Origin of the sequence: Actinomadura rugatobispora (assembly GCF_042656285.1) — a bacterium.
Taxonomy (GTDB): Bacteria; Actinomycetota; Actinomycetes; order Streptosporangiales; family Streptosporangiaceae; genus Spirillospora; species Spirillospora rugatobispora.
Window position 1 is genome coordinate 1 of record NZ_JBHSON010000061.1, and the last position, 15,072, is coordinate 15,072.

At 72.6% G+C, this 15,072-nt stretch carries 17 protein-coding genes; 8 read left to right on the plus strand and 9 right to left on the minus strand.

Annotated elements, in window-relative coordinates:
• Positions 1–80: 80 nt before the first annotated feature.
• From ACFPZN_RS35445 to ACFPZN_RS35455, 3 genes are all read right to left on the minus strand, one after another.
• Positions 81–797, minus strand: coding sequence for a GntR family transcriptional regulator (locus ACFPZN_RS35445; protein ID WP_378286793.1), 717 nt, complete (start codon positions 795–797; stop codon positions 81–83).
• A 140-nt stretch (positions 798–937) separates the two neighbouring features.
• Positions 938–1,150 (minus strand): hypothetical protein, encoded by a 213-nt coding sequence (locus ACFPZN_RS35450; RefSeq protein ID WP_378286794.1) that lies wholly within the window; start codon positions 1,148–1,150, stop codon positions 938–940.
• Positions 1,151–1,360: 210 nt separating this feature from the next.
• On the minus strand, positions 1,361–1,900 hold the full coding sequence (locus ACFPZN_RS35455; protein WP_378286796.1) for a hypothetical protein: 540 nt from the start codon (positions 1,898–1,900) through the stop codon (positions 1,361–1,363).
• A gap of 110 nt (positions 1,901–2,010) precedes the next feature.
• Here ACFPZN_RS35455 and ACFPZN_RS35460 point away from each other — a divergent pair, with 110 nt between their 5' ends.
• On the plus strand, positions 2,011–2,211 hold the full coding sequence (locus ACFPZN_RS35460; RefSeq protein WP_378286873.1) for a LuxR C-terminal-related transcriptional regulator: 201 nt from the start codon (positions 2,011–2,013) through the stop codon (positions 2,209–2,211).
• 94 nt (positions 2,212–2,305) lie between these two features.
• Here the strand turns inward: ACFPZN_RS35460 and ACFPZN_RS35465 are convergent, their stop codons facing one another.
• The gene (locus ACFPZN_RS35465) at positions 2,306–2,560 is read right to left on the minus strand and encodes a hypothetical protein (protein WP_378286797.1); all 255 of its coding nucleotides are present in this window, start codon (positions 2,558–2,560) and stop codon (positions 2,306–2,308) included.
• Positions 2,561–3,402: 842 nt separating this feature from the next.
• Here ACFPZN_RS35465 and ACFPZN_RS35470 point away from each other — a divergent pair.
• From ACFPZN_RS35470 to ACFPZN_RS35490, 5 genes are all read left to right on the plus strand, one after another.
• Complete coding sequence (locus ACFPZN_RS35470) at positions 3,403–4,356, plus strand: ABC transporter permease (protein ID WP_378286798.1); 954 nt, start codon at positions 3,403–3,405, stop codon at positions 4,354–4,356.
• Positions 4,353–5,237 (plus strand): ABC transporter permease, encoded by an 885-nt coding sequence (locus ACFPZN_RS35475; RefSeq protein WP_378286799.1) that lies wholly within the window; start codon positions 4,353–4,355, stop codon positions 5,235–5,237. The genes ACFPZN_RS35470 and ACFPZN_RS35475 overlap by 4 nt, the downstream gene beginning before the upstream one ends.
• 122 nt (positions 5,238–5,359) lie before the next feature.
• On the plus strand, positions 5,360–6,925 hold the full coding sequence (locus ACFPZN_RS35480; protein WP_378286800.1) for an ABC transporter substrate-binding protein: 1,566 nt from the start codon (positions 5,360–5,362) through the stop codon (positions 6,923–6,925).
• Positions 6,926–6,951: 26 nt separating this feature from the next.
• The gene (locus ACFPZN_RS35485; RefSeq protein WP_378286801.1) at positions 6,952–7,968 is read left to right on the plus strand and encodes an ABC transporter ATP-binding protein; all 1,017 of its coding nucleotides are present in this window, start codon (positions 6,952–6,954) and stop codon (positions 7,966–7,968) included.
• Entirely contained in the window at positions 7,958–8,962 is a 1,005-nt protein-coding gene (locus ACFPZN_RS35490) for an ABC transporter ATP-binding protein (protein ID WP_378286802.1), read from the plus strand. The genes ACFPZN_RS35485 and ACFPZN_RS35490 overlap by 11 nt, the downstream gene beginning before the upstream one ends.
• An 80-nt stretch (positions 8,963–9,042) precedes the next feature.
• Here the strand turns inward: ACFPZN_RS35490 and ACFPZN_RS35495 are convergent, their stop codons facing one another.
• The 5 genes from ACFPZN_RS35495 to ACFPZN_RS35515 all read right to left on the minus strand — a co-directional run bounded on the left by ACFPZN_RS35495 (position 9,043) and on the right by ACFPZN_RS35515 (position 13,447).
• Positions 9,043–10,062 carry an ABC transporter permease subunit gene (locus ACFPZN_RS35495; RefSeq protein WP_378286803.1) on the minus strand — a complete coding sequence of 340 codons (1,020 nt, stop codon included), beginning with the start codon at positions 10,060–10,062 and terminating at the stop codon, positions 9,043–9,045.
• Positions 10,059–10,940 (minus strand): ABC transporter ATP-binding protein, encoded by an 882-nt coding sequence (locus tag ACFPZN_RS35500; protein WP_378286804.1) that lies wholly within the window; start codon positions 10,938–10,940, stop codon positions 10,059–10,061. The genes ACFPZN_RS35495 and ACFPZN_RS35500 overlap by 4 nt, the downstream gene beginning before the upstream one ends.
• A 136-nt stretch (positions 10,941–11,076) precedes the next feature.
• A complete protein-coding gene (locus ACFPZN_RS35505) occupies positions 11,077–11,733 on the minus strand; it encodes a response regulator transcription factor (protein ID WP_378286806.1) in 657 nt (218 codons plus the stop codon).
• Positions 11,730–12,878, minus strand: coding sequence for a sensor histidine kinase (locus ACFPZN_RS35510; RefSeq protein WP_378286808.1), 1,149 nt, complete (start codon positions 12,876–12,878; stop codon positions 11,730–11,732). The genes ACFPZN_RS35505 and ACFPZN_RS35510 overlap by 4 nt, the downstream gene beginning before the upstream one ends.
• 68 nt (positions 12,879–12,946) lie before the next feature.
• Positions 12,947–13,447: a hypothetical protein gene (locus ACFPZN_RS35515; RefSeq protein WP_378286809.1), complete on the minus strand. Its 501-nt coding sequence runs from the start codon at positions 13,445–13,447 to the stop codon at positions 12,947–12,949.
• 114 nt (positions 13,448–13,561) lie between these two features.
• Here ACFPZN_RS35515 and ACFPZN_RS35520 point away from each other — a divergent pair, with 114 nt between their 5' ends.
• Positions 13,562–13,690 (plus strand): RNA polymerase sigma factor, encoded by a 129-nt coding sequence (locus ACFPZN_RS35520; RefSeq protein WP_378286810.1) that lies wholly within the window; start codon positions 13,562–13,564, stop codon positions 13,688–13,690.
• A 308-nt stretch (positions 13,691–13,998) separates the two neighbouring features.
• Complete coding sequence (locus ACFPZN_RS35525) at positions 13,999–15,069, plus strand: ferritin-like domain-containing protein (protein ID WP_378286811.1); 1,071 nt, start codon at positions 13,999–14,001, stop codon at positions 15,067–15,069.
• The last annotated feature ends 3 nt before the right edge of the window (positions 15,070–15,072 follow it).

Below are 15,072 nucleotides of genomic sequence, written 5' to 3' on the forward strand. Positions count from 1 at the left end.
ATCGGGGCGACCGGGGCGACCGGGGCGACCGCGCCGCGGCCGCTCGGGCGCCGGCGCGCGGGCCGCCGTCGGAGTGGATGTCATCGTTTCCTCGCAACGTCGTCGGTCGATGAGGGGACCCGGCCGCCGTCGTCCGGAGGCACGCCGGGACGGTAGGAGGTCGCGATGCTCGCGCGGAGCCGGGCGATATGGGCGCGGGCCACCGCCTCCGCCCGCGCGGCGTCCCGCGCCCGCACGGCGGCGAGGATCTCCTCGTGCTCGGCGAGCGCCCGCGGCATCCCGCCCGGTGAGCGGCGCGTGGTGTCCATCGCGATCCGGACCTGCGCCTGCAGCCGGTCCAGCGGCTCCAGCAGCCGGCCGTTGCCGGCGGCCACCCGGAGCGACCGGTGGAACGCCTGGTCGAGTTCCATGTGCAGGGCGACGTCGCCGTCCTCGATGGCGGCGCGGTGCCGGGTGTGCAGCGCCCCCAGGTCGGCCAGCCCGTCCTCGGTGACCCGCTCGGCGGCCAGCCGGGCGGCCAGCCCCTCCAGCACCTCCCGGAGCTCGTAGATCTCCAGCAGGTCCGCCGCCGTGATCAGGGCGACGACGGCGCCCTTGCGCGGGACGAAGGTGGCAAGCCCCTCGCCCGCGATACGGGCGATCGCCTCCCGGGCCGGGCTGCGGCTGACCCCGAGCCGCCGGGCCACCGCGGGCACCGACAGCCGTGCGCCGGGCGGCAGCCTCCGCTGCAGGATCGCCTCGCGCAGGCGCAGGTACGCCTGCTCTGCCAGGGCGTCCCCGGCGACGACGGGAGCCATCTCGGGAAGGCGGGATCGGTCGGGGAGCACGGCACCTCGCAGGGGGCGGTTACATGATGCATGTAATTTAGCCGGGTTTTCCTACTTGTCAAGTTGGAAATATAGCCAAGCCGGCGACGCGGGCCCCGAGCCGAACGCGGCTAGGCGTCCCGGCGATGCAGGACCGCCGCGGTCAGCGCCAGGACGACGGCGGTGCACGCGTACAGCAGCCACAGCGACGGCCACGCCGCCAGGCTCCCCACGGCCGCCGGGCGCCCGAGCGCGGTCGCGATGCCCAGCCGCTGCGCCATCCCCGGCGAGAACCCGCCCACCCGGTGCCCGGCGGCCTCGCCCAGCCCGACCAGGTCGAGCACCTCGCCCACCCGGCGCCCGGGGATGCCGTTGCCGTGGGCCGGCCAGAGCAGATGATGGAACGCCGTGCGGCCGCCGTGCGCCGCGCGGGCGTCCAGGAGCGCCCCGACGGTGCGCAGCGGCTCCGGCAGCCGGTGGTACTCCCGGCCGCACCTGGAACGACAGCCGGTCGACCGCCCGCCTGCCGCCGAAGACCGCGGCGGCGCCGGCCCTCAGCCGTTCTCCTCCAGCACGCTCTGGATGCGGCTCCACGCGTGGGAGGCGTCGTTGTCGGGCGCCGGTTCGAAGACCAGGACGCCGTCACCGAGGTCGAGGGTCACGGTCGGGACACCGGCCTCGGTCAACATCGGCTCGCGCACGTCCACCCCGTACGGCGCCTCGAGCACGCTCATCTCCGCATCCGGCCGGAGCGGATCGAAGACCAGCAGGCCCGGCGCCACCCACAGGGCGCCGCGCTCCAGCCCGCTCTCGGGGACGCCGTCCTCACCGTGGGTCAGCGGCCCGCACAGCCGTCCGATGAGGCACAGCCGCGGCCGCCGGCGACCGGTCAGCTCCGCCACGATCTCCCCAGGGTCCCCCAGCCTGACGGGGACGACGTAGAAGGCCAGACCCGGCCGGGGCCCCGCCAGCTGCTTGCGGTACGACCGCAGCGAGCGCCGGGGCCGGCGCAAACGGTGTCCGGCTCGGCCCGCGACCACGCCCAGGCCCGCGCCGGTGCCAAAGCCCAGAAGGCACCACAAAAGGGGGGACACGCTCGGAGCCTATCCTCCGCCCCTTCCGGCCGGACGCGATCAGCCCGGGCGACGGCACCGCGCCCACGGCCGCGCCCTCGGCGGCGGAGGCCGTGGACGCCGGGACCCGCATGCCGCCGGGCCGCGAACCCGATGTACTACGCGTGCCCGTCCGTGGGCGATCGAACTCACAGATAGCCGTGGAACTGTTCATGACGGCCAACACCGTGGTCGCCCACGTTGCGGGATCCTCACCAAACTGGGTGCCGCCGCCAGAACCGAAGCCGCCACCCGAGCCCGCCAAACCGGCCTCCCCGACCCCGGAAACCTAATGGCGCCGATCCCGGGCCGGTTCGCCGCGAGTTCTGTGGCCTGCGCCACTTCACAACGTGCCATACAGGGCTTGACCTGGGTTCCTACTCGGGATTATGCGGCCCCGCGGGGCTCGTCGATCAGCTCGCCGGCGGCGGACCGGCTCCGCGGGCGGGACGGCCCGCCCGCCGTGATCGGGTGGCCGCGGTCGCCGGGGTGATCGGCGGTGGACGATGTGGAGTTGCCCTGGTCAAGCGGGGTGGCGCTCGAAGCCGCGGCCCGCGGATCGAAGGCCCGGCGCGCCGCGGCGAGCGGGTGCGGCGCGGCCGGGTCGCGGGGACCTCGCGGCCGCGCCGGTGCGAGCGTCACCGGCCCGGACCGGAATCGGCAACCTTCCGTCAGAAAGCCGTTCGCCAACCTCCCCGGGCGAGCCAGGTCCGCGCGCCGCGTCCCGAAAATCGAAACCGCCGGCCACGGAAGGCCGTCGGAGTTCGGGTATTGGGAGATCATCACTTCGGAATCGGTGTTTTGTTGGCGATGTGCTATTAACGGTGTGCGAGAACATTGTTTCCCGCGTTATGCGTCGATGTCCATTGGAGACATCAGATTGATATGGCGTGCCTGGCCCGATGGCGCATCGCCGATCTCCGCGTGCCCGCGGAGGCTCTTTGCCGGGACGGGTGTTCGCGTGGAGCCGCCATTCCGGATTCTGGTCGGCCGCCGGGGTGGTCCGGAGGGAGCACGCCTCGCCGCAGGGAAACAGTGGCCGTTGCGCCAGGTCCGGCGCTGCTCAGGGGTGTTCGGGTCCCCTCGGCCGCGCGGGGGAGGCTGACCGGTCGGTAACTCCGATGCGCGCCGCCGGCGGCCGGTCGGAGTGCCGAGCGCCCGCGGCCGCGCCGAACTCGGCGGCCCGGAACGAAAACGGCACTTTTGTTCTCTTGCCGAACGGCCGGCCGCCTCGCGTCCCTGTTCATCCACCTGCGGACGCCCCCGGCATGGCACCGACTCCCGGACACCGGAGCGCCATGGTAGAGGACCATTCTCCAAATCGCTACTTGTTTTTATCGAAACTCGTGAATATGGTTCTCGTGTGGTCGGCGCCGGGCGGCGGAGCTTCGGGCTCTTCCGTCGCGGACCACCGGCGCCGCGCCCGTATGGCACTGCGTCGGCCGCCGTCCGCTTGACAAAGTGCTTCAGGGAAAGCGAGCTGCATGATGCTCACCGTCGCGGGTCGGGTCGGCCGCAGCCTCCTCGTGGTGCTGCTGGTCACCTTCGCTGTGATGGCACTGATGGGCCTGGCGCCCGGTTCGGCCGCGTCGGTCATCCTCGGCGAGAACGCGACGCCGCAGGCGATCGCCGCGTTGAACGCGAGGCTGGGCCTGGACAAGCCGTTCTGGGAGCAGTATCTGGACTGGCTCGGCAATGCCGTCACGGGGGATCTGGGAACCTCTCCGATTACCGGCCAGCCGGTGACCGAGGCGATCGTGGACCGGTTGCCGGTGACGCTGCAACTGGCGGTCATGGCGCTGCTCATCGCGCTGGTGGTCTCGGTGCTGCTGGCCGTGGCCTCCGCGGTGCGGCCGGGCGGTCCGGTCGACCGGTCGGTCAACGTGGTGTCCTCGGTGCTGCTGTCGGTCCCGGCGTTCATCGCCGGCCCGGTACTGATCTATCTGTTCGCCCTGCAACTGGGCCTGTTCCCGGTGATCGGCTGGTCCGATCTGGGGGAGGGCCTGGGGGGGAACCTGCAGAGCGCGCTGCTGCCGGCGATCGCCATCGCGCTGATCGAGATCGCCGCGTTCCACCGCGTGCTGCGCGAGGACCTCATCGGGACGCTGCGGGAGGACTTCGTCGGGGCGGCGCGGGCCAAGGGGATGAGCCCGGCGTATGTGATGTTCCGGCACGCGCTGCGGCCGTCGTCGATGTCGCTGATCACGCTGGCGGGCATCAACCTGGGCCGGCTGGTGGGCGGAACGGTGATCGTGGAGTCGCTGTTCCTGCTGCCGGGCCTGGGGCAGCTGCTGACGTCCTCGATCCAGTCGCGTGACCTGATCACGGTGCAGGGAGTAGTGGTGTTCATCGCGGTGATCTACGTGCTGGTCAACACGGTCGTCGACCTGAGCTACCGGTTGATCGACCCCCGAGTCAGGAAGGCGGCCACGGCGTGACGCAGACTCAGGCCCCCGCGGGCCGCCTCATGGCGGTGACGGCCCCGGTCGTCCCGAAGGTGCGCAAGTCCAGGTCGGTGCTGGTGTACCTGGCCTTCGGCTGGCTGATCGCGATGATCGGCATGGCGCTGTTCGCGAACCTGCTGCCGCTGGCGCCGTACGCGACGGCGGTGGGCAGGCCCCACCAGGGCCCGGGCTGGGGGTCGCTGGACCTGCTGATGGGCACCGACTACCTGGGCCGCTCGATCCTGTCGCGGGCGATCCACGGCGCGCGGGTCTCGCTCCTGGTCGGCGCGGTCGCGGGCCTGGTCGGGTTCGTGGTCGGGGGCCTGCTGGGCATGGCCGCCGGCTACTTCGGCAAGCGGCTGGACGCGGTGCTGCGGCTGCTGACCGATGCGATGCTGGCCTTCCCGCCGCTGATCCTGCTGATGGCGCTGTCGTCCATCCTCACCCCCAGCGTGCGGACCCTGCTGGTGGGGCTGACGCTGCTGGTGATCCCGACCTTCCTGCGGCTGGCGCGGGCCAACACCCTGGCCTGGACGGCGCGCGAGTTCGTCATGGCGGCGCGGAACATGGGGGCGGGGCACCGCCGGATCCTGGTGAAGGAGATCCTGCCCAACGTGCTGCCCTCGCTCGGGGCCTACCTGCCGATCGTGATGGCCGCGCTGATCGTGGCGGAGGGATCGCTGAGCTTCCTCGGGCTGGGGATCCCGCCGCCCACCCCGAGCTGGGGCGGGATGATCAACGACGGCAAGGACGCCCTCGAGGACTCGCCGCACATGGTGCTGATGCCCGCACTGGTCATCTTCCTGACCGTGTTCTCGCTGAACCTGGCCGGCGACCACCTCCGGCGGCGGTTCGACCGCACCCTCCACGACTGACCGCGGTCCGCGCGCGACCGACCACCCCGTCCCACCCCCGGACCGCTGACAAGAGGTCAAACGATGATGCGAAACAGGCTTCTCCAGGCCACCGATAGCGCGGGGCGCCGCTGATGAGGCCGATGGTGTTCAGAACGAGGCGTTTCCCGGCGGCCGTGGCGGCGTGCGCCATGGCGCTGGTCACGGCCGCGTGCAGCGGTCCGACCGTGGCCAAGCCGGCCGGGCCCGCAGGCGACCCGGTGCCGGGCGGCACCGCCCGCGTCGTCATGATGAACGAGCCGCGCAGCCTGGATCCCGCGGCCATGTCGAACGTGTGGGCGTTCAACGCCGTCCTGGGCAACGCCCTGTACGGCGAGTTGATGGTCAACGACGTCGAGACCGGTGAGATCGGCTACAAGATGGCCGAGAGCTTCACCACCAAGGACGGCGGCGCGACCTTCGAGCTGAAGCTGCGCGACGGCCTGACCTTCACCGACGGCGACCCGCTGGACGCGCAGGCCGTGAAGTACAACTGGGACCGCATCCGGAACCCGGCGACCGGCTCCTCCTCCATCCGCGAGGCGGCGATGATCACCTCGACCGAGGTGGTGGACGCCAGGACGTTGAAGATCGGGCTGAGGATGCCGGTTCCCGGCTACGGCCAGGCCGTGCTCGCCGGGGCGATGAACTGGATCGCCTCGCCGAAGGCGCTGGCGAAGGGGCAGCGGGAGTTCAACGCCAGGCCGATCGGCGCGGGCCCGTTCACCCTGAAGTCGTGGAGCCGCCAGGACAAGATCGAGCTGGTGAAGAATCCCAAGTACTGGGACTCGCCCAAGCCCTACCTCGACCGCATCGAGCTCCGCGCGACGCCCGACAGCATGCAGCGGCTGAGCAGCCTGATCAGCGGCGGCGTGGACGTGGCCGTGGACACCAGCTGGAAGACCATCGACAAGGCGCGCAAGGCGGGCTTCCCGACCCAGGTCGTGCCGCTGAGCGGCGGCCAGAGCCTCACCATGAACACGCGCAAGCCGCCGTTCAACGACCTGCGCGCCCGCCAGGCCGTCGCCGCGGCACTGGACCTCGACTCGATGAACCTCTCCCAGTACAACGGCAAGGGCGAGGTCCCCACCCGGCTGTTCAGCAAGACCTCGCCGTTCTACGAGGACATCGTGCTGACCAGGAGCGACAAGCGGGCCGCGCAGCGGCTGTTCGACCAGCTGGCCGCCGAGGGCAAGCCCGTCTCGTTCACCTTCACCTCCCAGGTCAGCCCCGAGTCCAAGGCCGTGGCGGAGAGCATCCAGGCGCAGCTCAGCGCGTACAAGAACGTCAAGGTCAAGATCCGGAGCATCGTGTCCGCCGAGACGGCCTCGATCTACGCCAAGCGCGACTTCGAGATGCTCATCTCCTCGGCCCTGATCGTGGACCCCGAGCCGCAGCTGTGGTCGGTCCTGCACGGCCGGTCCTCCGCCAACCTGTCGGGCATCAACGACCCGCAGCTGAACGCGGCGCTGGACCAGGGCCGCAAGTCGACGTCGCCGGAAGAGCGCAAGGCGGCCTACAAGGTGGTGCAGGAGCGGCTGGTCGCCCTCATCCCGGTCATCTACTACACCCGTGCCGCGCCCGCGGTCGAGACGGCCACGAACGTCCACGGGACCAGGCAGTACGGCTTCGGATCGCTGATGCCGGAGGAACTGTGGATCCAGCGGTGACGGCGCCACCGGAGGAGGCTCAGACCATGAGTGGCGAACCCATGCTTCAGGTCCGGAACCTGCACACCTACATCGGCACGGCGCGGGGCGTCGTGCGGGCGGTGCAGGACGTGTCCCTGCACGTCGACCGCGCCCAGGCGCTGGGAGTGGTCGGCGAGTCCGGATCCGGGAAGTCGATGATGGCCAAGGCGATCATGGGCCGGCTCCCGGCCCGCGCCAAATGCTCCGGAGAGGTGCTCTTCCAGGGCAAGGACCTGCTCTCGATGCCCCGCAAGCAGCGGGCGCAGATCTGGGGCAAGCAGGTGGCCATGGTCTTCCAGGACCCCAGCCGCTCCCTCAACCCGGTCGTGCGGGTGGAGCGCCAGCTGACCGAGGGGATGCGCAAGCTGCTCGGGGTCGGCCGGTCCGAGGCGCGCGGCCGGGCCGTCGAGCTCCTGGGCGAGGTCGGCGTCCCCGATCCCGAACGGCGGCTGGGCAACTACCCGCACGAGCTGTCGGGCGGCATGCGCCAGCGCGTGATGATCGCGATCGCGCTGGCCTGCGAACCCGACCTGCTGATCGCCGACGAGCCCACGACCGCGCTGGACGTGACGATCCAGCGCCAGATCCTGGACCTGCTGCGCCGCGTCCAGCGCGACCGCGGGATGTCGCTGATGCTGATCAGCCACGACCTCGCCGTCGTCGCCGGGCAGACCGACCGGGTCGCGGTGATGTACGCCGGCCGGCTGGCCGAGGCCGGCTCCACCCGCCGCGTCTTCGAGACCCCCCGGCACCGCTACACCCACGCCCTGCTGGGGGCGACGCCGACGCTCGAGCACGAGCGGAGCGCGCCGCTCCGGTTGATCCCGGGCGCGCTGCCGGATCCGACGAACCTGCCGGAGGGGTGCCGGTTCACGGCGCGCTGCGCGCACGCCGAGGACGAGTGCCGCACCCCCGGCCCGAACATGGCGCCGGTGGCGACCGACCACCACGTGGCCTGTGTCCGCCCGGTGCCCGAGCACGCGGCCGCGGGGCCGGAAGGAGCCGATCTCAATGGCCGGTAGCGGGACCGCGCACCTGCGCGGCGACGACGCACTGCTGTCCGTGCAGGATCTGGTCGTGGAGTACCCGGGCAAGGCGGGGACCGTCCAGGCGGTCTCCAAGGTCAGCTTCGACGTCCTGCCGGGGGAGACTCTCGGGATCGTCGGCGAGTCCGGATGCGGCAAGTCCACCACCGGGCGGGCCATGCTGCGCCTGGACCGGGCGACCTCGGGGCGGATCCGCTTCGACGGCGAGCAGATCGAGCAGGCCGGCGAGAGCCGGATGCGCACGCTCCGGCGGCACATGCAGATGATCTTCCAGGACCCGGTGGCGTCGCTCAATCCGCGCCGCTCGGTCAAGGACATCGTCGTCGAGGGCCTCGCGGTCACCGGAGCGCCCGCCGCCGAGCGGGCCAAGACGTCGGCGGACGTGCTGGCCAAGGTCGGCCTCGGCGACGACCGCTTCACCGGCATGCTGCCCAGGCAGCTGTCCGGGGGCCAGGCCCAGCGGGTCGCGATCGCCCGCGCCCTGGCGGTCAATCCCCGGCTGCTACTGTGCGACGAGCCGGTGTCGGCGCTGGACGTCTCCGTCCAGGCGCAGATCCTCAACCTGATCTCCGACCTCAAGGCCGAGTACGACCTGACCGTCGTGTTCATCGCGCACGACCTCGGCGTCGTCCGCACCATCAGCGACAACGTCATGGTCATGTACCTGGGCAAGGTCTGCGAGTTCGGCGACGCCGTCGAGGTCTACGACGCCCCCGCCCACCCCTACACCCGCGCGCTGCTCGACTCGGTCCCGCTGACCGACCCGGACAAGGGCTTCGCCGGGCCCTCGCTCGAAGGCGACATGCCCTCACCGCTGTCGCCGCCCTCGGGCTGCCGGTTCCGGACCCGCTGCCCGCTGGCCCAGGACCGCTGCGCCGAGGAGGAGCCCGAGGTCCGCGAGATCCGCAAGGGCCAGTACGCCGCGTGCCACTTCCCGCTGACCTCGGCCGCCGGTGAGGAGCCGGCCTAGAGACTCATGTTCGCCTGCGAGGTCACCACCGGGGGCGGCGAGTTCTTCGCCGCCCCCGGTGGTGTTCGCCTGCGGCCGGGTCAGACGCGCCTGACGCGCCGGAGGGCGACGACGATGAGGATCCCTCCGGCCGCCAGGTAGAGCCCGGTCTCGGCCAGCTGGAACGTCCAGTAGCGGCCGCTGGGGTGGTACTCGATGTCGACGTGCAGTCCGAGCTTGGACAGGCACACCGCGGTGTCGCCGAACGTGCCGCCGGCACCGGTCTTCGGCGGGGAGCCGAGGCAGGCGTCGAAGGCGCTCCCGGCCATCGTCCGCCCGTCCGCGGTGCGCAGCGGGCTGGTCTCGCTGATCCACGCGTCGGGGGCGCCGGGCACCCGCAGGCCGCCGATGACGGGCGCGCCGGTGATGCTGCCCAGGTTCCTGGCCTGGTCGATGTTCTGCGCGGTCATCGGCAGGCTCGTCCTCTCGGGCGGCATCAGGTGCGGCCGCACCAGGTTCGGCACCGAGAACTGGAGCATGAGGAAGACGACGCCCGTGATCGCCATCGCCGGGAGCGTCCGGCGCACGAGCAGGCCGGTGACGGTGCCCAGCGCGAAGGCGAGGAAGGCGTAGCCGATCGGGACGATGTTGCGGGCGCCGAACTCCACCGTGCCGAACCGGTCCGCGGCGACCTGGTCGTACGGGGAGGCCGCCCAGGTGAGCAGCAGGCCGGCCGCGCCCGTCAGGATCATCGCGGCCAGGCCGGCGAACGCCACGCGGCCGGCCAGCCAGCGGCGGCGGGTCACGCTCTGGTTCCAGACCAGCCGGTGGGTGCCGAGCTCCAGCTCCCGGGCGACCAGCGGCGCCCCCCAGAACGCGCCGATGACGACGGGGATCAGCCCGAGCCCGGCGGCCAGGAATAGCAGGGGGTTCTGGTAGGCGCTCTGGAACTGGCTCCTGGCCTGCGCGCAGTCGCCGGGGCCGGCGCACCGGGCGCGGTAGGCGTCGTGGGCGTCCCGGATGTCCGCGCCCAGGTACAGCAGGTAGGCGGCGATCAGGGCGAGCCCGGCGGCGCCGACGAGCGCCTGGAGGCGGAACTGCCGCCAGTTCAACCAGATCATCGCGCACCCTCCCAGGCGGTCCCGGCGGGGGCGGCGGGGCCGCTGGGCGCGGCGCTCGCCCGGGCCATGTAGCCGAGCACCAGCTCCTCGAGCGTGACGGGTTCGGCCGGGTACGGGATCGACGGCGGCAGGGCGTCGATGCGCACCAGGGCCCGGCTGTGGGCGCCGTCGTGCTCCACCCGGATCACCTCGACACCGGGGAGCGGCCGGTCGAGGCCGCCCCGGGGCGCGACCAGCCGGCGGTGACCGTCCAGCAGGTCCCGCACTCTCCCGGCGACCTGCACCCGTGCCCCGCACAGCACGATGAGGTGGTCGCAGACCCGTTCGATGTCGCCGAGCAGGTGCGACGACAGCACGGCGCTGGCGCCGAGCTCGGCGACGAACTCCACCAGGTTCTCCAGGAACCCCCGGCGGGCCAGCGGGTCGAGCGCGGCCGCCGGCTCGTCGAAGATCAGCAGTTCGGGGCGCTTGGCGGCGGCGATCGTCAGCGCCAGCTGCGCGCGCTGGCCGCCCGACAGCCGTCCCGCCTTCTGGTCCGGACCCAGCCCGGCCCGCGCGACCCGCCGCTCCGCCAGCTCCCCGTCCCAGGACGGGTTCAGGCGCGCGCCCAGGCGCAGGTGGTCGGCCACGCTGAACGACGGGTACACCGGGGTGTCCTGCGCCACGAACCCGACCCTGGCCAGGTGCGCGGCGCTCTCCGCCGGCCGGGACCCCAGGACGCGCAGCGAGCCCGACGTCGGCTCCAGCAGCCCGCAGGCCAGGTGCAGCAGCGTCGACTTCCCGGCCCCGTTCGGGCCGACCAGGCCGACCACGCGACCGGCCGGAACGGTCAGGTCGACCTCGCTCAGCGCCGTCCGGCGGCCGTACTTCTTCGTCAATCCCTCGGCTTGCAGAACCGGGGCTGAATCACCATGTGACATGCCCCCATCCTCGAAACCGGCGCCCCCTCCGGGCACCGGCCCAAAGCACGGTTCGGGCCTCCGGCGACCGTACTTTCGGCCGGTTCGGCCGCCGCTACCTGCCGTCGACGAACCCGTTCTCCCACGCCCACGCGGCGATCCCCACCCGGTTGCGCACCCCCAGCTTGGTCTGGATGCCCGACAGGTGGCTCTTGACCGTGCTGAGCGAGATGAACAGCTCCGAGGCGATCTCCTGGTTGGTGCGGCCGCGCGCGAGGGCCCGGACGACCTCGAGCTCGCGGTCCGACAGCGGCGCCGGCGGCGCGGCGCGGGACGGCGCCCCGGCGGCCGCCAGGTGCCGCAGCAGCCGCACGGTGACCGACGGCGAGACCATCGCCCCGCCGCCGTGGGCGGCGCGGACCGCCTCGACGAGCAGCGCGGGCCCGGCGTCCTTGAGGACGAACCCCACCGCACCGCCGCGCAGCGCCCCGTACACGTACTCGTCGAGGTCGAACGTGGTGACCACGATGACCCGCATCGGGTCGCGCACCCCCGGACCGGCCAGCGCGCGGGTCACCTCGATGCCGTCGAGCCGGGGCATCCTGATGTCCACCAGGCACACGTCGGGGCGCAGCCGCCGGGCCATCGCGACCGCCTCGGCCCCGTCCGGCGCCTCCCCGACGACGCTGATGTCGGGCTGGTCCTCCAGGATCAGCCGCAGCCCCCGGCGGATCATCGCCTGGTCGTCGGCGAGCAGGACCGAGATGGTCATCGGGGCTCCCTGGTGGGGACGGGCAGGGTCGCCCGCACCGACCAGCCGGCACCGGGCCGCGGGCCGGCGCGCAGCGAGCCGCCGAGCGTCTCGACGCGTTCGCGCATGCCGAGCAAACCGTATCCGCCGCGGTGGTGGGGCCGGGCGGCGGCCGCCGGGGCGTCGTCGGCGACCTCGACGGTGACGCCCTCCGGGCCCTGCTCGACGACGACCGAGACCGACCGGGCCCCGGGCGCGTGCCGCAGCACGTTCGTCAGCGCCTCCCGGACGACCCGGTACACGGTGCTGGTCACCTCCGGCGGCCACTCCGCGTACCCGTCCCGCATGCTCAGCCGCACCTCCGGGCCCTGCTTGCGGAAACGCTCCACCAGCGCGCCGAGCCGCTCCGGCCCGGGGGAGGCCGGGGCGGCGTCGTCCCCGTCGCGCAAAAGCCCGACGACCCGCCGCATCGCGGCCAGCGCGTCGGTGCCGGCGGCCTCGATCTCGCCGAGGAACTCGCCGACCTCCGCGGGGTTCCGCCGTGCCACCACCTGGGCGCCCTGCGCCTGGAGGACCATGCCCGTGATGTGGTGGGCGACGACGTCGTGCAGTTCCCTGGCGAGTTCCAGCCGCTCGGCCCGCCGCACCTGCTCGGCGGCGGCGCGCGCCCGGGCGTCCAGCAGCCGCAGCGCCAGCCCGGCGCCGACGGCGGCCAGCCAGAGCAGGCCGCCCAGCGCCGTCACCGCCGCGAGGCCGGAGCCCCCCGGCCGGGGGGCGAGCTGACCGGCGGCGACCACCGCCAGCCCGGCGCCCGCGACGGCACCCGCCGGCACCGGCCGCAGGTCGCGGAGCGCGGAGCCGACCAGCACCGCCAGCCCCAGGGCCATGGCCGGGCTGGGCTCGGCGGGAAAGTCCGGGGCGACCAGGCGGATGACCGCGATCGCCAGTGCCGCGACGCCGAGCCCCGCGACCGCCGCCCCGAGCGGACGGCGCCGCGCCCGCAGCGCGAGCAGGCACACCGCCCCGGCGGAGACGCTGCCCGGCACCCAGTACCCGGCGCCCCAGCTCTGGGTGATGGCGACGGCCTGGACGGCGATCGCCGCGAGGAACACGATGCCGAGCCCGGCCACGGAGGCGGCCCTGACCCAGCGCTCCGGAACGGTCACGCCGGCCAGGGTACCGACCCGCCGCCCGCCGGCCGGCGGGACGGAGCCCGGCACGTCACGCCCCACCCCTACTCACCGTCGGACCGGCCGGGCGCGAACGCCCGCAGCAGCGGCCCCGCGACGAGGCCGCCGAGCACCGGCACGGTGGCCAAGACCGTCACGCTGGTGGGCCCGGACGCCCAGGCCAGCGCGATCACCCCGGCACCGCCCGCGGCGACGGCGACGGCCGGCAGCGCCGGGAGCGTCCTGGTCGAGGAGCCGACGAGCACGGCCAGGGCCAGGGCCGCAGGGGGCGACGGCTCCTGTGGCAGGTCCGCCACCAGGGACACCACGACGGCGACCGCCGCCACGGCCACGCCCGCCGCCGCCGTCCACAGCCGCCGCCGCTCGCGCAGCAGCGCGAGCGCGCACATCACCACCGCGACGGCGGTCGTGTAGATCCAGTAGGCCCCGCCCCAGCTGCCGATGAGCATGTACGCCGTGAAGGCGATGCCCAGGGCGAACACCATGCCGAGCCCGATGCCGACCAGCGTCCCGCCCGGTCGCGCGGGCCGTTCCACCGTATTCATGCCGTTGACGCTAGGAAGCGGGACCGGCGGCGTAACCGGCCGAAAGTACGGTAGCGGGCCGGGCCGGTCATGCTTTGGACCGGTTCCATGGAGCCGACATGCCGAGGACCCCGGATGGGTGAGGACGAGTTCACCGCGGTCTACGCCGCCACCTACAGGCCCCTGCTCGGCTACGCGCTGAGCCGCTGCGACTCTCCCGAGGACGCCGCCGACGTCGTCGCCGAGACGTTCACGATCGCCTGACGGCCGGAGCGGCTCCCGCCCCGCGCCGGACGGGGGCGACCCCGCCATCGGTACGCCCACGCTCGTCCACGGCGCGTGGATGCGCGGCTCCACCTCGGTCGGGCTCCTGGTCGGCCCGCTCAAGAACGACCCGGGGCCCCGCCCGGCCGGCTGACCGGGCCCGCCGAGCAGGGCGGGCCCGTTGCTCTGGGCGCTTTCTTGGCAGTCGGTTAACTCTCTTTATCCCTCCGGCGGGATTGTTCTCCGGTGGAGCGGATAGTGGTCGATGGGGGAACGCGTGCCGGGAAAGGCGGGGCGGTAACATGGGTGTGTCGACCATTTCGCAGGACATCGGGGAATCCCTTGCGGTGCCCGTGGAAGGGCGGGACATCACCTGGCTCCGCAATTCCCTGCAGACGGCGGTCGCGGTGGAATTGGCGACGATCCCGCCTTATCTGTACGGCCTGTGGTCCATCAAGGACTCCGCGTCGGAGGTCGCCCGGTACATCCGGCGGATCGTGCTCCAGGAAATGCTGCACATGGGGCTGGCGTGCAATCTGCTGGCCGCCGCCGGCGGGCGGCCCCAGGTCATGTCGGCGGCCCAGTCCTACCCCGCGCATCTGCCGGGCGGGATCCGCGGCGAGCTCACCGTCTACCTGGACGGGCTGGCGGCGGGGGTCAACGACGAGCAGGACGTCGTGCGGCGGGTGTTCATGGAGATCGAGATGCCGGAGCATCCGGTCGCCTTCGCCCCCGGCGGGGAGGCCGAGCAGTTCGCGACGATCGGGCTGTTCTACCAGGCGATCAAGGACTGCTTCCACGCCTGTGCGGGCCAGGTGCCGTTCGGCGGGGTGCAGATGACCTACTGGATCGGCTCGGACGAGATGTTCCAGATCGGCGACATGGGCGATGTCGACCGCGCCATCGACATCATCATCCACCAGGGGGAGGGGAAGCCGGGCACCCCCGTGCAGGACCTGGCCGACGCGCCCGCCACCGTGAGCCCGGCCGTACTCGCCCACTACTACCGCTACAAAGAGATCTGGTGCGGCCGGAGCCTGCGCTACGACGAGAGCGCGCGGGAATGGAAATTCGACGGTGACCCCGTGCCCCGTCCGGCGGTTCATCCGCTGGAGAAGATGGGGCCGGGCGGCTGGCCGGACGTCCCGCCGGGGCTGCGCCAGAAACTCGACGACTGGAACGCGAAGTACAAGAACGTCCTGGAAACGCTGGAAAAGGCGTGGCGGCCGCCCGGCGATTCCGGTGCGCTGGACGAGTCGGTCGGGCACATGTTCGAGCTCACGGGAAAGGCGGAGGATCTCATCGCCTACCAGCTTGAGCAGCACAATCCCAAGATCTACGGACCCGAGTTCAAGCCTCCCGCCACGACGGGGCCATGACAC